The organism is Escherichia sp. HH41S (genome assembly GCF_009820115.1).
GTDB classification, from domain to species: domain Bacteria; phylum Pseudomonadota; class Gammaproteobacteria; order Enterobacterales; family Enterobacteriaceae; genus Escherichia; species Escherichia coli_F.
This window is the reverse complement of record NZ_VNXE01000020.1, coordinates 14,895-33,769: the sequence shown is the minus strand read 5'-3', so window position 1 is coordinate 33,769 and position 18,875 is coordinate 14,895. Positions and strand designations below refer to the sequence as shown.

The window sequence follows — 18,875 nt, the reverse complement described above, 5'->3', positions numbered from 1 at the left end:
ATTAGCAACGCGTGCCGCCAATGGCTGTAATAAGTTGCCAACTGGCGCTGGTTTACGCAAAATGCCGCTCATTTATGAGTAAACCTTTCACTATTATTACGTTTTTTCAAGCTGGGATGCGCACGACACAGAGAATTAACTAATTGAAAAAATTAAAGATTAATTATCTGTTCATCGGCATTCTGGCACTGCTGCTTGCGGTCGCTCTCTGGCCATCCATTCCCTGGTTTGGTAAAGCCGACAACCGTATCGCCGCCATTCAAGCGCGGGGAGAGTTGCGTGTGAGCACTATTCATACCCCACTGACTTATAACGAAATCAACGGGAAACCTTTTGGCCTGGATTACGAACTGGCGAAACAGTTTGCCGAGTACCTCGGCGTAAAACTGAAAGTGACCGTGCGGCAGAATATCAGCCAGCTGTTTGACGACCTCGATAACGGCAACGCCGATCTGCTGGCTGCAGGACTGGTTTATAACAGTGAGCGGGTAAAAAACTATCAGCCTGGCCCTACCTACTATTCCGTGTCACAACAACTGGTTTATAAAGTGGGTCAGTATCGCCCGCGTACGCTGGGCAATCTGACAGCGGAGCAACTTACCATCGCACCAGGCCATGTGGTGGTTAACGATCTCCAGACCCTGAAAGAAACAAAATTCCCGGAATTAAGCTGGAAGGTAGACGACAAAAAAGGCTCAGCAGAATTAATGGAAGATGTCATCGAAGGAAAACTCGATTACACCATTGCTGATTCTGTCGCCATCAGCCTGTTTCAGCGCGTTCACCCGGAACTCGCTGTAGCGCTTGATATCACCGACGAACAGCCGGTGACCTGGTTTAGCCGATTAGATGGCGATAATACCCTTTCTGCCGCTCTGCTCGACTTCTTCAACGAAATGAATGAAGACGGCACGCTGGCACGCATTGAAGAGAAATACCTGGGGCATGGCGATGATTTTGATTACGTCGATACGCGCACGTTTTTACGCGCCGTCGATACCGTACTGCCGCAGTTGAAACCGCTGTTTGAGAAGTACGCCGAAGAAATTGACTGGCGTTTGCTGGCCGCTATTGCTTATCAGGAATCGCACTGGGATGCACAGGCCACTTCCCCGACGGGTGTGCGTGGCATGATGATGTTAACCAAAAATACCGCGCAAAGCCTCGGCATTACGGATCGTACCGATGCCGAACAGAGCATCAGCGGCGGTGTGCGTTATTTGCAGGATATGATGAGTAAAGTGCCGGAAAGTGTGCCGGAGAACGAACGGATCTGGTTTGCCCTCGCCGCGTACAATATGGGCTATGCGCATATGCTGGATGCCCGCGCCCTGACGGCAAAAACTAAAGGTAATCCTGACAGTTGGGCTGACGTGAAACAGCGCCTGCCTTTACTTAGCCAGAAACCCTATTACAGCAAGCTGACTTACGGCTACGCACGTGGGCATGAAGCCTACGCTTATGTCGAAAATATTCGTAAGTATCAGATTAGCCTGGTGGGGTATCTGCAAGAGAAAGAGAAGCAGGCTACAGAAGCGGCGATACAACTGGCGCAGGATTATCCGGCAGTATCGCCAACGGAGCTGGGCAAAGAGAAATTTCCTTTTCTCTCGTTTCTTTCCCAGTCGTCATCAAACTATTTGACCCACTCTCCCTCTCTGCTGTTTTCCAGGAAAGGGAGTGAAGAGAAACAAAATTAATCCGTCGAGGATTGCGCTTTTTTCTGCGCTTTAATTTCCTGTCGGCGCATGCGAAAGAAGTCACTGAGCAACGCCGCGCACTCATCCGCCAGTATTCCTTCTGTAATTTCCACTCGGTGATTCATACCCGGATGGTGCAGCACATCCATTAAAGATCCCGCAGCGCCCGTTTTCGCATCACGCGCACCAAAGACCACGCGACCAATTCGACTGTGGATCATTGCTCCGGCACACATCACACATGGCTCAAGCGTGACATACAACGTGGCGTCGATCAGACGATAATTTTGCATCACCAGACCGCCCTGCCGCAGGGCCATGATTTCTGCATGTGCGGTGGGATCATGTCGACCAATCGGACGGTTCCAGCCTTCGCCGATTACCCGATTGTTATGCACTAATACCGCGCCGACCGGTACTTCCCGCTCATCCCAGGCACGCTTCGCCAGCGTCATTGCATGACGCATCCAGTATTCGTGGCTAAATTCGACTTCAGACAAAAAGAAAACTCCGGTTATAAAAGCGCGGCGCATTATACACGTACGCTATGCTTTACTCTATTCCAGTTGCTGGAGTTCACCACGCGGGGTTACCCGCCAGCGATGCTGGCAGAAATAAAGCAGCGGGTTGTCCTGATTACTGTCGCTATAGCCACTGTACAGCCGCAGCGGCGTGCCAATTTTGCGCTCCAGTTGTGCGACCTTTTCATGTCCCAGACAACGCATCGTCAATATCCAACCGCCATAACCCCGCTGGATCTGACTGGCAATAAGATTAACCCGCGGCAACCAGGGCGTATCATAATAAACCGCTTCAACCAGCGGCTGCGGAGAGCCTGTGATCAACCAAATATCCGCATCGGAACTTAACAGGTAGGTAGTCAAACGCTCCTGGACAAGCGGAAAAGCTGTAACATTGTCGCGAAACCAGTGCACAAAATCGGCCTGCAACGCCTGTAAACGCGCTTCACTGTGACCAAAAGTGCATCCCCAAAGAAGCAGACTCATCGGCCAGCGTGCTGCACGACCTTTTATCAATAACGCGATGGCAATGACCGGCAACAACGGCAGGACAAGTAATGCATTCAGCGGTTGGCGACGCAGTAAATAACGCATAAAACTGCCGAACATATCCTGCTGATGCAATGTTCCATCTAAGTCAAAAAACACCACACGACGCTCGTGAGTTGCCAAACCATACTCCTCTGGACTGAAACATCCTGATTAATCTTCGCTACTACATAGCCTAACAGATAGATCATCACTTTTCCGGCAACAATCGACTGCATCATGGCTATCTGGAATTTTTAATTCATGGCAATTAGCAGCAATGGAATATAAAATTCACTCGCGTGTGTTTCATATTGCCTGTTGTCGCCATAATTTCATCGCGAGGAAAGATATGAACGGCTTACTTCGTATCCGTCAGCGTTACCAGGGGCTTGCCCAGAGTGATAAAAAACTGGCGGACTATTTGCTACTACAACCTGATACGGCGCGCCATTTAAGCTCTCAGCAACTGGCCAACGAAGCCGGAGTCAGTCAGTCCAGCGTCGTGAAGTTCGCGCAAAAACTCGGCTATAAAGGTTTTCCGGCATTGAAGTTGGCGTTGAGTGAAGCGCTGGCAAGCCAGCCGGAATCCCCTTCTGTGCCCATTCATAACCAAATCCGTGGTGATGATCCGTTACGGCTGGTCGGCGAAAAACTGATTAAAGAAAATACTGCCGCCATGTACGCAACGCTAAACGTTAATAGTGAAGAGAAACTGCATGAAGGCGTGGCAATGTTGCGCTCTGCGCGGCGGATAATTCTGACCGGTATTGGCGCTTCGGGTCTGGTGGCGCAAAACTTTGCCTGGAAGCTGATGAAGATTGGCTTCAATGCCGCCGCAGTGCGCGATATGCATGCGCTACTCGCCACAGTCCAGGCGTCGTCCCCTGACGATCTGTTATTAGCCATTTCCTACACTGGTGTACGACGCGAGTTAAACCTGGCGGCAGATGAGATGCTGCGAGTGGGCGGAAAAGTGATGGCAATTACCGGCTTTACTCCCAATGCCCTGCAACAACGCGCTTCTCACTGCCTGTATACCATTGCCGAAGAACAAGCGACAAACAGTGCTGCAATCTCTGCTTGTCACGCTCAGGGAATGTTAACGGATTTACTGTTCATTGCGCTGATTCAGCAGGATCTGGAACTGGCACCAGAACGTATTCGTCATAGTGAAGCGCTGGTGAAAAAACTGGTTTGAGTAAAGAATGCGCGTATAATGCCCGCCCGGTTTGTGTTGTTTTGAGAGTTTCCTTATGGCGCTGTTAATCACTAAAAAATGCATCAATTGTGATATGTGTGAACCCGAATGCCCGAATGAGGCGATTTCGATGGGTGAACATATCTACGAGATTAACAGCGATAAGTGTACCGAATGCGTAGGCCACTACGAGACGCCCACCTGCCAGAAGGTGTGCCCGATCCCCAATACCATTGTGAAGGATCCACAACATGTCGAGACGGAAGAACAGTTGTGGGATAAATTTGTGCTAATGCACCACGCGGATAAGATTTAATATTTTGCTCTATGAGCAGGATATTGCTTATTTGCTCGTATAAAAGCGAAAGTTACATATTCATTTCCATGATGTCATTAATGAATATATTCATTAAATGAATTCCGATAATATATACGCCGACACTTACGTCTAATTATTAAAGGCGCGCCTGGCTGGTTAACCTGACGCGCCTTAAGTACGTTTCCTGGTGTTACAAGAACAGAAGGATCAGCTGTAAAACAGCAATGACGACTTTAATGACCCGTTTAATCAGGTATCGGCAATCAGTCATTCGTTTTTCCTTAAACAAGGAATGCAGCCGTTCAGATTAGCCCTTACATCTCCCCAAAACTGAACGTGCGAGTTATTGGAATCGAGTGCCGCACTCCACACCAGAGCTTTGACGACACCACTCGTTTCAATGGGGGAATTCAGTGGCATGGCGTAGAACACAGCAAAATATCCAATAACGACGCCGATTCTAATGTACTTATCAAAAAGCGGTCACGTTAATCTTTTCATCAATATCGATTTCTTCGTAAAGGCTCGAGTTTTTATGCTAAAGATTGCAAGTTGCTTGTACAGGATAACTAAATTGATCCATAATCATTTTTGTTGGAATCGTGTGCTGCACAAAATTAAAGTTGTAAAGTAAAACCCCCGTTCCTTACCAGTTCGGGGGTTTTACTTTTTAAAGAGAACGATATTATTTTAACTTTCGATAATTACCGTGGCACAAGCATAGTGGCGCTCATCTGCCAGCGTTACATGCATATTTACAACGCCGAGCTTTTCCGCCAGTTTTAATGCCTCGCCCCACAGTCGCAGCCGTGGCTTACCAAGCTCATCGTTAAATACTTCAAACTGATTAAACGCCAGACCATTGCGGATCCCGGTGCCAAACGCTTTTGCTGCGGCTTCTTTTACGGCAAAGCGTTTCGCCAGAAAACGCACCGGCTGGTGGTGCGTTTTCCAGATTGCCCATTCGTTATCGCTTAATACGCGGCGTGCCAGGCGCTCACCGGATCGGGCGATCACCGATTCAATGCGAGCGATCTCCACAATATCCGTACCTAAACCTAATATTGCCATTAGCCACGCGCTTCCAGCATCAAACGCTTCATTTCTGCCACCGCATCTTTCAGTCCGGTCATCACTGCACGACCAATAATGGCATGACCGATATTCAGTTCATGCATCTCAGGGATGGCGGCAATGGCTTTCACGTTGTGATAGGTCAGACCGTGACCAGCGTTAACTTTCAGACCGAGACTAGCGGCAAAGGTCGCGGCTTTGGCGATACGCGCCAGCTCTTGCGCCTGTTCGGCGTCAGTTTTGGCATCAGCATAGCAACCGGTGTGGATCTCGATAAACGGTGCGCCAACCTCTGCCGCGGCTTTGATCTGCTCTTCATCGGCGTCGATAAACAGAGAAACCAGGATCCCGGCCTCCGCCAGACGTTTGCAGGCATCGCGCATTTTTTCACGCTGCCCTGCGACGTCCAGGCCGCCTTCGGTTGTTACTTCCTGACGCTTTTCCGGTACCAGGCAGCAAAAATGCGGCTTTGTTTCAACGGCGATCGCCAGCATCTCTTCGGTCACCGCCATCTCCAGATTCATGCGGGTATCCAGCGTCTGACGCAGGATGCGCACGTCGCGGTCGGTAATGTGGCGACGATCTTCACGTAGATGCACGGTAATGCCATCCGCCCCCGCCTGCTCAGCAATAAACGCCGCCTGCACCGGATCCGGGTAAGCAGTACCACGTGCGTTACGCAGCGTTGCAATATGGTCAATGTTGACGCCTAACAGTAATTCAGCCATGACAATCCTCATCATTCATAATGTGTTTTCACCGTTCGCTTAGGCATAAACTGCCGGAACAGTTCCCTGCTCTTTAATGGTTTACCGCCAAGATACGGCTTAAGCGCCATGCGGGTAAAGCGTTTCGCGGCACGTAGTGTGTCTGCGTCAGGAAATTCCCGCGCGTTTAACGCTTTTAACTGCCTTCCAGTGAACGTTTTATTGTCGATAACGACGCTTGCGATAAACCCTTTTTCTTCGCGATAACGATACGTCATGGTGTCATCTACCGGCTCGCCGCTACCCGCACAATGGGTAAAATTGACGCCATAACCCAGATGACCGAGCAGTGCCAGTTCAAAGCGGCGCAGCGCGGGTTCTGGCGTACCAGTGGCACCTGCAAGAGACTGAATGCAGTGCAAGTAATCGAAAAAGAGTTCAGAGAAGCGCGTCTCGTATTCCAGCACGCGGGAGAGAAGTTCGTTAATGTACAAACCACTGTAAAGGGTGATACCGCTTAATGGCAGCGCCAGCGAGACAGCTTCGGCACTGCGCAGCGTTTTGACTTCGCCACGCCCGCCAAAACGTAGCAAGAGAGGGGTGAAAGGCTGTAATGCACCTTTCAGAGTAGAGCGTTTAGAGCGTGCGCCTTTGGCAACCAGACGCACGCGACCCGATTCCTCCGTGAAGACGTCCAGCATCAGGCTGGTTTCGCTCCACGGGCGACTATGCAATACGAATGCGCGCTGCCAGCCTTCCATCATACTCGTCGCCTTTCAAGTTGCAGGTGCCTTGGCTGCACCCGTTCACCCTGGTCACTTACTTTAGTAAGCTCCCAGGGATTCACGGTCTTGCCGCCTTCCTGCACCTCGAAAGTCATAGAGTATGCTAATTAAAGATCGTCAACGTAACCGAGACTGCGCAGTGCGCGTTCGTCGTCGGCCCAGCCAGATTTCACTTTTACCCACAGTTCAAGGTGGACAGGCGCTTCGAACATTTCCTGCATGTCTTTACGCGCTTCAATCCCGATGGTTTTGATCTTGGCCCCTTTGTTGCCAATAACCATCTTCTTCTGCCCTTCACGCTCAACGAGAATCAAACCGTTGATGTCATAACCACCGCGTTCGTTAGAGACGAAACGTTCGATCTCCACGGTCACGGAGTACGGCAGTTCAGCGCCGAGGAAACGCATCAGTTTTTCGCGGATGATTTCAGACGCCATAAAACGCTGTGAGCGATCGGTGATGTAATCTTCCGGGAAGTGATGGGTCGCTTCAGGCAGATGCTTACGCACGATTGCCGCGATAGTGTCGACATTCAGCCCGGTTTCGGCAGAGATCGGCACGATATCGAGGAAGTTCATCTGGCTTGCCAGGAACTGTAAATGCGGCAGCAGATCGGCTTTTTCCTGCACGTTATCCACTTTGTTCACCGCGAGGATTACCGGCGCTTTGCCATCGCGCAGTTTGTTGAGCACCATTTCATCGTCCGGCGTCCAGCGGGTGCCTTCAACGACAAAAATCACCAGCTCAACGTCGCCAATGGAGCTGCTCGCCGCTTTGTTCATCAGGCGGTTAATGGCGCGTTTTTCTTCCATATGCAGGCCTGGGGTATCGACGTAGATCGCCTGATACGCGCCTTCAGTATGGATCCCCACAATGCGGTGACGAGTTGTCTGCGCCTTGCGGGAGGTGATGGAGATTTTCTGCCCCAACAATTTATTCAACAATGTGGATTTGCCAACGTTCGGACGTCCGACGATAGCAATAAATCCGCAGTAACTTTTATCGTTGCTCATTCCAGCTCCAGTTTTTTCAACGCCTGTTCGGCGGCAGCCTGCTCAGCCTTACGACGGCTTGAACCTGTGCCTACCACCGGTTCACTCAGGCCGCTGACCTGGCAGTGGATAGTAAATTCCTGATCGTGCGCTTCGCCACGTACCTGGACGACCAGATAAGTCGGCAGCGGCAGATGGCGACCCTGCAAATATTCTTGCAAGCGCGTTTTCGGATCTTTTTGTTTGTCACCTGGGCTAATTTCGTCCAGACGGGTTTGATACCAGTTAAGGATTAATTTCTCGACGGTTTGAATATCACTGTCGAGGAATACGCCACCAATTAATGCTTCGACGGTGTCGGCGAGAATTGACTCACGACGAAATCCACCGCTTTTAAGTTCACCTGGCCCTAAACGTAAGCACTCGCCTAACTCAAATTCGCGCGCCAGTTCTGCCAGCGTATTGCCACGGACCAGCGTGGCGCGCATCCGGCTCATATCGCCTTCATCCACACGAGGGAAACGGTGATAAAGCGCATTGGCGATAACGTAGCTCAGAATAGAGTCGCCTAAAAATTCTAAACGCTCGTTATGTTTGCTGCTGGCACTACGATGGGTTAATGCCTGCTGCAACAGTTCCTGATGATTAAAAGTGTAGCCCAGCTTCCTTTGAAGCCGATTAATTACGATGGGGTTCATGCGATACCAATAAATAAATGCGTCAACAATTCAGCACACGAAACAGACCTGATATACATGGCTCTACTAACTGCTTCGCTGCAGTTTCAGTTTACCGGTATATGGGGACCAACGCTGTTTCGTGTGCCGTGGCAACCTGGAGGTGCCAACCTTAAACTTCGGGGGAATATTCTATACACAACGACGGGGGATGTCGTTAGCCACGGGGGATTTATCTCATAAATAATTCACGTTGTCGCCATAACGGCGACAACGTGAACGAAGATAAGCTATTAATGGATGCCGCCAATACGACTTAAGCGCACACCAGTCGGCCATTCGCCTTCTTGCTTATCGAAACTCATCCAGATAGCCGTTGCCCGACCGACCAGATTCGCTTCCGGCACAAAGCCCCAGTAACGGCTGTCCGCGCTGTTGTCACGGTTGTCACCCATCATGAAGTATTGGCCCGGTGGAACAATCCAGGTTGCCAGTTGTTGCCCTGGCTGCTGGTAATACATCCCCACCTGATCCTGCGCAATCGGCACTGTCAAAATACGGTGCGTCACATCACCCAGAGTCTCTTTACGCTCGGAAAGACGAATTCCATTTTCTTTGGTTTCGTTTTTCGGCACTTCAAAGAATCCGCTGGTTGCTTCCCCACCATTACGGCGCGAGAAGGTCTGAACGAAATCGCTGGGTTCCACGTTTGAGTAGGTAACCGGCAGCGCGTTTTCACACGCCTGACCGGAACTGCATCCCGGCTGAATCGTCAGCTCTTTTGAAACCGGATCGTAAGTGACTTTATCGCCCGGTAAACCCACCGCACGCTTGATGTAATCAAGCTTTGGATCTTCCGGGTATTTAAAGACCACGATATCGCCACGTTTCGGATGACCGGTTTCGATCAGCGTTTTCTGGTAGATAGGATCTTTAATGCCGTAAGCAAACTTTTCTACCAGAATAAAGTCACCGATTAACAGAGTCGGCATCATCGAACCTGACGGGATCTGGAACGGTTCATAAATAAACGAACGCACAATCAATACGATAGCCAGTACCGGAAAAACAGAAGCACCGGTTTCCAGCCAGCCAGGCTTCGGCGCAACCTTTTTCAGTGTTGCTTTATCCAGTGAGTCACCGGCAGCCGCCTGCGCCGCTGCCTGACGTTCCCGTCGCTTAGGTGCGAAAAAGAATTTATCCACGCACCATAAAATGCCCGTCACCAGTGTGGCAATCACCAGAATGAGGGCAAACATATTCGCCATGCCAACTCCTAAGGGTTATTTGTTGTCTTTGCCGACGTGCAGAATGGCGAGGAACGCTTCCTGCGGCAGCTCGACGTTACCGATCTGCTTCATGCGTTTCTTACCTTCTTTCTGCTTCTGCAGCAGCTTTTTCTTACGGCTGATATCGCCACCATAACATTTAGCCAGTACGTTTTTACGCAGCTGTTTCACGGTGGAGCGCGCAATGATGTGCGTACCAATCGCTGCCTGAATGGCAATATCAAACTGCTGGCGTGGGATCAGATCCTTCATCTTTTCCACCAGCTCGCGACCACGGTTTTGCGAATTATCACGGTGGGTGATCAGCGCCAGCGCATCAACACGTTCACCGTTGATTAATACGTCTACACGTACCATGTCGGACGCCTGGAAGCGTTTGAAGTTGTAATCCAGAGACGCATAACCACGAGAGGTAGATTTCAGGCGATCGAAGAAGTCGAGCACCACTTCAGCCATCGGGATCTCGTAGGTCAACGCTACCTGGTTACCGTGGTAAACCATGTTGGTTTGTACGCCACGTTTTTCTACGCACAGCGTAATAACGTTACCGAGATATGCCTGCGGCAATAGCATGTGACACTCTGCAATCGGCTCGCGCAGTTCGTAGATGTTATTTACCGCTGGCAGCTTCGATGGGCTGTCGACGTAAATAACTTCTCTTGACGTAGTTTCAACTTCATACACTACGGTCGGCGCCGTGGTGATCAGATCCAGATCGTATTCACGTTCCAGACGTTCCTGAATGATCTCCATGTGCAGCAGGCCGAGGAAGCCGCAGCGGAAACCAAAGCCCAACGCGCTGGAGCTTTCCGGCTCATAGAACAGTGAGGCATCATTCAGGCTGAGTTTGCCCAGCGCGTCACGGAAGGCTTCATAGTCGTCAGAGCTTACCGGGAACAAGCCTGCGTAAACCTGCGGTTTGACTTTCTTAAAGCCAGGCAGCGCCTTTTCTGCCGGATTACGCGCCAGTGTTAAGGTATCGCCTACCGGTGCACCGTGGATGTCTTTGATCGCACATACCAACCAGCCAACTTCACCGCATTTCAGTTCAGTGCGGTCAACCTGCTTCGGCGTGAAAATACCCAGACGGTCGGCGTTATAGGTCTGCCCGGTACTCATGACTTTCACTTTGTCGCCCTTACGCAGGGTGCCGTTTTTAATACGGATAAGTGAAACAACGCCCAGGTAGTTGTCGAACCAGGAGTCGATAATTAGCGCCTGTAACGGGCCTTCCGGATCGCCTTCCGGCGGCGGAATATCGCGCACCAGACGTTCGAGAACGTCCTGCACACCAACGCCGGTTTTCGCTGAGCAGCGCACTGCGTCGGTGGCGTCGATACCAACGATATCTTCAATTTCTTCTGCTACGCGTTCAGGATCAGCTGCCGGCAGGTCAATCTTGTTCAGTACCGGCACTACTTCGAGATCCATTTCCATCGCGGTGTAGCAGTTTGCCAGGGTTTGCGCTTCTACGCCCTGCCCGGCGTCGACCACCAGCAATGCACCCTCACAGGCAGCCAGCGAACGGGAAACTTCATAGGAGAAGTCTACGTGGCCCGGGGTGTCGATAAAGTTAAGCTGATAGGTTTCGCCGTCAGACGCTTTGTAATCCAGCGTCACGCTTTGCGCTTTGATGGTAATGCCACGCTCACGCTCAAGATCCATGGAATCGAGAACCTGCGCCTCCATTTCACGGTCAGACAGGCCACCGCAGATCTGGATAATACGGTCAGACAGCGTCGATTTACCGTGGTCAATGTGAGCTATGATCGAAAAGTTACGTATATTCTTCATAAAGTATGATTATTGTGCCTTAATGCCCGGTTAACCAGGCTTTTAGAAGTCGCTGTTCTGAGCTTAACGTCTGTATTAATAGAAACGCCGCATTCTACACTACAACATTGAGGCGAGGAAATGTTCATACGGTATGGATTGTGGTATCTGGAAACGTCCTCGCATTTGTTATGCAAAATGCAACAAAGCCAGTGAAATCACTGGCTCGCGTCTTCCGAAGATGTTTCAAATCGCACAAGGCCTGGCGGCAATGCCACGCTTAAGATGATCGGTTGCCATTCCGCCCGGGCAGCAAACTTTCGCGAGTAGCCGCGTGCAATCAGGAATCCACCAACGCCGCCGAGAATCGCACCGCATAATGCTGCAAGATCTGAAGCAAAGAGTAGCTGAAATAACGAAGCGATGAGGAATAATCCCACCAACGGCGACATATAAACCAGTAATGCGGAGCTAAGCAGGCTGCCTTCGGTGATTCCTAATTCCACTTTTTGCCCCGGCACTAACGGTTCATCACAGGGTACGACAATGGTATGCGTGGTTTGTGGGCCAAGTTTATTCAGCACGCGGCTACCGCAACCGACACGGGAAGCACAGCTGCTGCATGAGGCTTTAACATCACAACTGACCAGCGCCTGCCCGTTTTGCCAGGAGACGACAGTAGCCCACTCTTTGATCATTGAGCTGCCCCAAACTTAATATTCTCGGCAATGCGTTTCGCCGTTTGTGGCGGCAGTTCGCCGACAATGGTGATTTCGGCGTTATCACGTACGCTTGTACTGACGGTTCTGCGTCCGGTGCGCAACATCTGATCGGTGCTCGATGGCGTAGCGCGGTTAACGTTTACCGAGAAGCTGAATAATCCGTCGGAATAGAGACGTGATTCGATAGGCATGTTGTCCATCGTCGGTAACGGACGTCGGCTGCTGGAAACCTCACTAAACCCCTGTGGCAACCAGGTTGGCGTCCAGCTGAATTTAGCTTTTTCACCTACAGGAACAGAAAGCAGCGGCGGCAGATTTGCTTTCGCCAGCGTCTGCATACTGCTACTGATATCCTGATTAACGTTAAAAGCAATCACGCGAAATTGTTCCAGCGTTTCACCATCGCGATCAAGGAGATCAACCCGCATCGGTAATTTCGATTCGGTGTCCATCCACACGATGTAGCTGTAGCGTGTGCCATCACGGGCCACCACGCGAATGACTTCGCAAAGACGATCAGCAATACGCGTGCGTCCCACGGAGATAAAGTCGTAGTAAGGAGAAAGGCGTTTGAAATCGGTATAGATGAGCGATGGCAGAGAATCAACAATGTAATCGCCATTAAGCGTGAACGGTTCAAGGCCCGGTTCAAAGTAGCTGATTTCATTGCCGCGCTGTACCACTTCCCGGCGCGGGCCATCCATTTGCAACAATTGTGCAAGAGGACGGTTATCGAGGCGTGCATGTCGATAACGCAGAGACTCAACACCCTGTTTATTGATGCTGATGAATGACAGCTCGTAATTCAGTGACTGACTGGCCAGGTTCATCTGCTGTAATAACGCCCCGGACGCGGGAGTGGCCGAGGCGTTAGCAGAGAATAACAGGCTACCTGTCACTAATGACATGGCAAACCAAAGTTGCTTCATTACTGCGATTGCGTTCCTAAAGTTTGAATTCCTGGCACCTGTACAGCGGCTTGCTGTGTTTGGGCCTGCTCAAACTGAAGCTGTTCAGAGTGGAGTCGACGTTGCAGTTCGTAATCCTGCAACATTGCATTAATGCGACGACGCTGCTCCTGTACCTGCTGCTGTTGACCATTGTTTGCAGTCGCTTCAGAAGGTACTCCCAGGCTAACCGGGCTGGCTTTACCCATCATCGGCAGTGTATTAAATACTGGCGTTTCGGGCTGCTGGGACGTTTCAGATTGCCCATTATAGTGCTGGACGCCAACGATAACTGCAAGCGATACGCATGCTGCTACGCCCATTTGGGTAAGCTGTGCCGCCCACGGACGAACTTTCTGCCAGAATGGCATTTTCTGCCATTGATGCGGCGCAGGCTGGGCTTCCGGGATCAGTGTCGCCGGTTGACGTACTGGCTCTTCTTCAATGGCGGCCATTACGCGTGAAGAGATATCGAAATGGAGCACCTCGGGAGTATCACCCCGCATTGAGTCACGGATTAAGTGATAGCTTTCCCAGGTTTTCTGCATTTCTGGGTTATGAGCCAGTTCGTTAAGCAGCTCACTATCCAGCGTTTCGCCATCCATTAAAGCGGAAAGTTGTTCTTTCTGCATGCCTAATACCCTTATCCAGTATCCCGCTATCGTCAACGCCTGATAAGCGGTTGAACTTTGTTATCAATAGCTTCCCTCGCTCGGAAGATACGTGAACGCACCGTACCTACCGGACAATCCATGATAGCGGCTATCTCTTCATAGCTCAGGCCATCCAGCTCCCGCAAGGTTATTGCCATGCGTAAATCTTCCGGGAGGGACTCAATAGTTCGGAAAACTATCTGTCTCAGTTCTTCTGACAACATTAAGTTCTCAGGGTTCGAAATTTCTTTCAACGCGCCGCCACTTTCGAAGTTTTCAGCTTCAATGGCATCCACATCACTGGAAGGTGGACGACGCCCCTGAGCAACCAGGTAATTTTTCGCTGTATTTACAGCAATCCGATACAGCCATGTATAAAAAGCGCTATCTCCCCGGAACGAATCCAGCGCACGATAGGCTTTAATAAAAGCTTCTTGTACCACATCGGGAACATCACCCGACGGCACATAGCGGGAAACCAGACTCGCCACTTTATGCTGATAGCGCACTACCAGTAAGTTAAAGGCTTTCTGATCTCCCTTCTGGACCCGTTCAACCAGGACCTGGTCCGTTAACTGCTCGCTCATCCGAGGTAAAGTCTCCCCAAACCAAATTTCCACGCGCTATCGAAACGCCACTCCATTAGCTGCAATTTGAGCAAGCAAAGGGTTAGAGTGTCTCGTTTTTGTAAAGTTCCGTAACGCATCTGTTTTTGTTTGTCATGCTGTAGACGGATCATTATCTATCATTATAAGTCTACAGAATCTGAACATCGCATTATCTGTGTAGAAATGCCCATTTAACTGCCTGAAGAGTAACCCAACGGCCTTTTTATTTCACCACCTAATCCTTCGCCAGCCAGTAACTTCTCGTTTTCTCGTCGCCGTGATTCGGTCTGTTTAGCCTCTGTAACAAAAATTAAAATAGCAGGTGTTTAATCGCACAACATGATGCTATGCTGACCAAACCGTGTTTAGTAAATTAAACAAAGAAAATGAATACTCTCCCTGAACATTCATGTGACGTGTTGATTATCGGTAGCGGCGCTGCCGGGCTTTCACTGGCGCTACGTCTGGCTGATCGGCATCATGTCATCGTTCTAAGTAAAGGCCCAGTCACGGAAGGTTCAACATTTTATGCCCAGGGCGGAATTGCCGCCGTGTTTGATGAAACTGACAGCATTGATTCGCATGTGGAAGACACAATGATAGCCGGTGCTGGTATTTGTGATCGCCATGCAGTTGAATTTGTCGCCAGCAATGCGCGTTCCTGTGTGCAATGGTTAATCGACCAGGGGGTGTTGTTTGATACCCACGTTCAATCGAATGGCGAAGAAAGTTACCATTTGACCCGTGAAGGTGGACATAGTCACCGACGAATTCTTCATGCTGCGGACGCCACCGGTAAAGAAGTAGAAACCACACTAGTGAGCAAGGCGCAGAACCATCCGAATATTCGCGTGCTGGAGCGCAGCAACGCGGTTGATCTGATTATTTCTGACAAAATTGGCCTGTCGGGCACGCGACGTGTTGTTGGCGCGTGGGTATGGAACCGAAATAAAGAAACGGTGGAAACCTGCCACGCAAAAGCAGTGGTGCTGGCAACCGGCGGTGCGTCAAAAGTTTACCAGTACACTACCAATCCGGATATTTCTTCTGGCGATGGTATTGCTATGGCGTGGCGCGCGGGCTGCCGGGTCGCCAATCTCGAATTTAATCAGTTTCACCCTACCGCGCTCTATCACCCACAGGCACGAAATTTCCTGTTAACGGAAGCACTGCGCGGCGAAGGTGCTTATCTCAAGCGCCCGGATGGCACGCGTTTTATGCCCGATTTCGATGAGCGCGGCGAACTGGCCCCGCGCGATATTGTCGCCCGCGCTATTGATCATGAAATGAAACGCCTCGGTGCGGATTGTATGTATCTCGACATCAGCCATAAGCCTGCCGATTTTATTCGCCAGCATTTCCCGATGATCTATGAAAAGTTGCTCGGGCTGGGGATAGATCTCACGAAAGACCCTGTGCCGATTGTGCCTGCTGCACATTATACCTGCGGTGGTGTAATGGTTGATGATCATGGGCGTACGGACGTCGAAGGTTTGTACGCCATTGGCGAAGTGAGTTATACCGGATTACACGGCGCTAACCGCATGGCCTCAAATTCATTACTGGAGTGTCTGGTTTACGGCTGGTCGGCGGCGGAGGATATTACCAGGCGTATGCCTTATGCCCACGGCGTCAGTACGTTACCGCCATGGGATGAAAGCCGCGTTGAGAACCCAGACGAGCTGGTGGTGATTCAACATAACTGGCACGAGTTACGTCTGTTTATGTGGGATTACGTTGGCATTGTGCGCACAACGAAGCGCCTGGAACGCGCCCTGCGGCGGATCAATATGCTTCAGCAGGAAATAGACGAATATTACGCCCATTTCCGCGTATCAAATAATTTGCTGGAGCTGCGTAATCTGGTACAGGTTGCCGAGTTGATTGTTCGCTGTGCGATGGTGCGCAAGGAGAGCCGGGGGCTGCATTTCACGCTGGATTACCCGGAGTTGCTCACTCACTCTGGCCCATCGATCCTTTCCCCCGACAACCTTTACATAAACAAATAAAAAGCCTGGGTCAGCGCAGTGTACGCTTCGGAATAGCTCTGGTCTGGCCCACGAATCACTAAGCGATCGCTATAGCATTCTCCCGCCTGTGGGGAGAATGCCAGCAGCACCCGATGCGGCTGTCGCGTTTCGTTTTCCGCCACATCCGTCCGTAAACGTAAATGCCAGCCCATTCTTAATGCCAGTTCAGTAAAACCATTACCAATCTGCTCTGGCAACACCACGCAAAAAAATCCCTCTTCAGTAATGCACTCCGCCGCGCAGGTTAGCAACGATTGATGATCAAGCGTAGTGGTATAGCGTGCCTGTTCCCTCTGCGGCGTAGCGCACTCAACGCCCTGCTGATAATAAGGCGGGTTACTGATGATTAAATCAAAGCGTGCTGTCTGCTGTGTGATCCACTGCTGAATATCCGCCGGATAGATATTAATCCGCTCTGCCCACGGGGACTGGTTGATATTTTCCTGCGCCTGAGTCGCAGCTTCACTTTCCAGTTCAACGGCATCAATCATCACGCTGTCATCGGTTCGCTGCGCCAGCATTAATGCCAGCAACCCGCTACCCGCGCCGATATCAAGGCAACGTTTTACCCCAGCCACCGGTGCCCATGCGCCCAGCAAAATGCCATCCGTTCCCACTTTCATCGCACAGCGATCGTGAGCAACAAAAAACTGTTTAAAAGTAAATCCATTACGACGAAGCACGGATGTAGACTGTGACATGAAAATAAAACCTTGCAGGAAAAACGGCGATAGCACCGGGTGTGAACAATACCCGAGAAGCGATATCCATACAAACAGATGAAGATTGCAGCCGTAACGTCTATAATCAGCGCCCCACACAGAGGTAGAACATGACTGTAACGACTTTTTCCGAACTTGAACTCGACGAAAGCCTGCTGGAAGCCCTCCAGGATAAAGGTTTCACTCGCCCGACCGCCATTCAGGCTGCCGCCATTCCGCCTGCGCTCGATGGCCGTGATGTACTCGGTTCTGCGCCGACAGGCACCGGTAAAACGGCGGCGTATCTGCTGCCAGCGTTGCAGCACCTGCTCGATTTTCCCCGTAAGAAATCCGGTCCGCCGCGTATTTTGATCCTCACCCCGACTCGCGAATTGGCGATGCAGGTGGCCGATCATGCCCGCGAACTGGCGAAACATACGCATCTGGATATCGCCACCATCACCGGCGGCGTAGCCTATATGAACCACGCGGAAGTATTCAGCGAAAACCAGGATATCGTGGTTGCCACGACCGGACGTCTGCTGCAATACATAAAAGAAGAGAACTTCGATTGCCGCGCGGTTGAAACGCTGATCCTCGACGAAGCAGACCGTATGCTGGATATGGGTTTTGCTCAGGATATCGAACATATTGCAGGCGAAACGCGCTGGCGTAAACAGACCCTGCTCTTCTCGGCAACGCTTGAAGGCGATGCCATTCAGGATTTTGCCGAGCGTCTGCTTGAAGATCCGGTGGAAGTTTCTGCGAATCCATCCACCCGTGAGCGCAAAAAAATTCATCAGTGGTATTACCGCGCCGATGACCTGGAACATAAAACCGCATTACTGGTGCATCTGTTAAAACAACCGGAAGCGACCCGCTCAATTGTATTTGTGCGTAAGCGTGAGCGTGTGCATGAACTGGCAAACTGGTTGCGCGAAGCGGGCATCAACAACTGCTATCTCGAAGGTGAGATGGTACAAGGCAAGCGTAACGAAGCGATCAAGCGTCTGACCGAAGGTCGCGTAAACGTACTGGTTGCCACCGATGTTGCCGCGCGCGGTATCGACATTCCGGATGTCAGCCATGTCTTTAACTTCGATATGCCACGCAGTGGCGATACTTATTTACACCGTATCGGACGTACTGCTCGCGCTGGTCGTAAGGGAACCGCGATTTCACTGGTTGAAGCTCATGACCATCTGCTGCTGGGCAAAGTAGGCCGCTATATTGAAGAGCCAATTAAAGCTCGCGTTATTGATGAGTTACGCCCGAAAACGCGTGCGCCAAGCGAAAAGCAGACCGGCAAGCCATCGAAGAAAGTACTGGCAAAACGCGCCGAGAAGAAAAAGGCTAAAGAGAAAGAGAAGCCACGGGTGAAAAAACGCCATCGCGATACCAAAAATATTGGTAAGCGACGCAAACCAAGCGGAACAGGCGTACCACCGCAAACGACAGAAGAGTGATCTTAATTCCGGGTTTAAGCCCGGAATTAAAAGTGCTGGCAAACGCAAAACTGCCTGATGCGCTACGCTTATCAGGCCTACATGGCTCATGCAATATATTGAATTTGCACGATCTTGTAGGCCGGATAAGGCGTTCACGCCGCATCCGGCATGAACAAAACGCACTTCGTCGACAAGTTGGG

The 18,875-nt window shown here is 50.8% G+C and carries 21 protein-coding genes; 5 read left to right on the top strand and 16 right to left on the bottom strand.

Annotated elements, in window-relative coordinates:
- Positions 1-143 precede the first annotated feature (143 nt).
- Positions 144-1,700, top strand: coding sequence for a membrane-bound lytic murein transglycosylase MltF (gene mltF, locus FQZ95_RS05345; RefSeq protein WP_000734229.1), 1,557 nt, complete (start codon positions 144-146; stop codon positions 1,698-1,700).
- Here the strand turns inward: mltF and tadA are convergent.
- Together tadA and yfhb are read right to left on the bottom strand one after the other, a co-directional pair.
- On the bottom strand, positions 1,697-2,200 hold the full coding sequence (gene tadA / locus FQZ95_RS05340; protein ID WP_001301544.1) for a tRNA adenosine(34) deaminase TadA: 504 nt from the start codon (positions 2,198-2,200) through the stop codon (positions 1,697-1,699). The genes mltF and tadA overlap by 4 nt on opposite strands.
- 57 nt (positions 2,201-2,257) lie before the next feature.
- The gene (yfhb, locus tag FQZ95_RS05335; protein WP_000190668.1) at positions 2,258-2,893 is read right to left on the bottom strand and encodes a phosphatidylglycerophosphatase C; all 636 of its coding nucleotides are present in this window, start codon (positions 2,891-2,893) and stop codon (positions 2,258-2,260) included.
- 208 nt (positions 2,894-3,101) lie between these two features.
- On the opposite strand from yfhb, the gene FQZ95_RS05330 reads away from it, so the two are divergent.
- Positions 3,102-3,950 (top strand): MurR/RpiR family transcriptional regulator, encoded by an 849-nt coding sequence (locus tag FQZ95_RS05330; protein WP_032184911.1) that lies wholly within the window; start codon positions 3,102-3,104, stop codon positions 3,948-3,950.
- Between the two features lie 55 nt (positions 3,951-4,005).
- Complete coding sequence (yfhL, locus tag FQZ95_RS05325) at positions 4,006-4,266, top strand: 4Fe-4S dicluster ferredoxin YfhL (protein ID WP_001196297.1); 261 nt, start codon at positions 4,006-4,008, stop codon at positions 4,264-4,266.
- A 193-nt stretch (positions 4,267-4,459) separates the two neighbouring features.
- On the opposite strand, the gene shoB is transcribed toward yfhL, so the two are convergent.
- The 13 genes from shoB to rseD form a co-directional block, all read right to left on the bottom strand.
- On the bottom strand, positions 4,460-4,540 hold the full coding sequence (gene shoB, locus FQZ95_RS05320; protein WP_000128779.1) for a type I toxin-antitoxin system toxin ShoB: 81 nt from the start codon (positions 4,538-4,540) through the stop codon (positions 4,460-4,462).
- Positions 4,541-4,959: 419 nt separating this feature from the next.
- A complete protein-coding gene (acpS, locus tag FQZ95_RS05315) occupies positions 4,960-5,340 on the bottom strand; it encodes a holo-ACP synthase (protein WP_000986047.1) in 381 nt (126 codons plus the stop codon).
- Complete coding sequence (gene pdxJ / locus FQZ95_RS05310; protein WP_024198867.1) at positions 5,340-6,071, bottom strand: pyridoxine 5'-phosphate synthase; 732 nt, start codon at positions 6,069-6,071, stop codon at positions 5,340-5,342. Before pdxJ ends, acpS begins: the two co-directional genes overlap by 1 nt.
- A gap of 11 nt (positions 6,072-6,082) precedes the next feature.
- Positions 6,083-6,811: a DNA repair protein RecO gene (gene recO, locus FQZ95_RS05305; protein ID WP_000399393.1), complete on the bottom strand. Its 729-nt coding sequence runs from the start codon at positions 6,809-6,811 to the stop codon at positions 6,083-6,085.
- A 131-nt stretch (positions 6,812-6,942) separates the two neighbouring features.
- Positions 6,943-7,848 carry a GTPase Era gene (era, locus tag FQZ95_RS05300; RefSeq protein ID WP_000063883.1) on the bottom strand — a complete coding sequence of 302 codons (906 nt, stop codon included), beginning with the start codon at positions 7,846-7,848 and terminating at the stop codon, positions 6,943-6,945.
- Positions 7,845-8,525, bottom strand: a complete 681-nt coding sequence (rnc, locus tag FQZ95_RS05295; protein ID WP_001068343.1) for a ribonuclease III — start codon at positions 8,523-8,525, stop codon at positions 7,845-7,847. The genes era and rnc overlap by 4 nt, the downstream gene beginning before the upstream one ends.
- Positions 8,526-8,797: 272 nt before the next feature.
- Positions 8,798-9,772, bottom strand: coding sequence for a signal peptidase I (gene lepB / locus FQZ95_RS05290; RefSeq protein WP_000002542.1), 975 nt, complete (start codon positions 9,770-9,772; stop codon positions 8,798-8,800).
- Between the two features lie 15 nt (positions 9,773-9,787).
- A complete protein-coding gene (gene lepA / locus FQZ95_RS05285; RefSeq protein WP_000790168.1) occupies positions 9,788-11,587 on the bottom strand; it encodes a translation elongation factor 4 in 1,800 nt (599 codons plus the stop codon).
- Positions 11,588-11,784: 197 nt separating this feature from the next.
- A complete protein-coding gene (gene rseC, locus FQZ95_RS05280; RefSeq protein ID WP_000589077.1) occupies positions 11,785-12,264 on the bottom strand; it encodes a SoxR-reducing system protein RseC in 480 nt (159 codons plus the stop codon).
- Complete coding sequence (gene rseB, locus FQZ95_RS05275; protein ID WP_000812053.1) at positions 12,261-13,217, bottom strand: sigma-E factor regulatory protein RseB; 957 nt, start codon at positions 13,215-13,217, stop codon at positions 12,261-12,263. The genes rseC and rseB overlap by 4 nt, the downstream gene beginning before the upstream one ends.
- Positions 13,217-13,867 (bottom strand): anti-sigma-E factor RseA, encoded by a 651-nt coding sequence (gene rseA, locus FQZ95_RS05270; RefSeq protein WP_001168459.1) that lies wholly within the window; start codon positions 13,865-13,867, stop codon positions 13,217-13,219. Before rseA ends, rseB begins: the two co-directional genes overlap by 1 nt.
- A gap of 32 nt (positions 13,868-13,899) precedes the next feature.
- Entirely contained in the window at positions 13,900-14,475 is a 576-nt protein-coding gene (rpoE, locus tag FQZ95_RS05265; protein WP_001295364.1) for an RNA polymerase sigma factor RpoE, read from the bottom strand.
- Positions 14,472-14,627 (bottom strand): rpoE leader peptide RseD, encoded by a 156-nt coding sequence (gene rseD, locus FQZ95_RS05260; RefSeq protein WP_001303621.1) that lies wholly within the window; start codon positions 14,625-14,627, stop codon positions 14,472-14,474. The genes rpoE and rseD overlap by 4 nt, the downstream gene beginning before the upstream one ends.
- Positions 14,628-14,882: 255 nt before the next feature.
- Here rseD and nadB point away from each other — a divergent pair, with 255 nt between their 5' ends.
- Positions 14,883-16,505: an L-aspartate oxidase gene (gene nadB / locus FQZ95_RS05255; RefSeq protein ID WP_032184917.1), complete on the top strand. Its 1,623-nt coding sequence runs from the start codon at positions 14,883-14,885 to the stop codon at positions 16,503-16,505.
- On the opposite strand, the gene trmN is transcribed toward nadB, so the two are convergent.
- Entirely contained in the window at positions 16,490-17,227 is a 738-nt protein-coding gene (gene trmN / locus FQZ95_RS05250) for a tRNA(1)(Val) (adenine(37)-N(6))-methyltransferase TrmN (RefSeq protein ID WP_001353022.1), read from the bottom strand. The genes nadB and trmN overlap by 16 nt on opposite strands.
- A 131-nt stretch (positions 17,228-17,358) precedes the next feature.
- On the opposite strand from trmN, the gene srmB reads away from it, so the two are divergent.
- The gene (srmB, locus tag FQZ95_RS05245) at positions 17,359-18,693 is read left to right on the top strand and encodes an ATP-dependent RNA helicase SrmB (protein ID WP_000219193.1); all 1,335 of its coding nucleotides are present in this window, start codon (positions 17,359-17,361) and stop codon (positions 18,691-18,693) included.
- Positions 18,694-18,875: the final 182 nt, after the last annotated feature.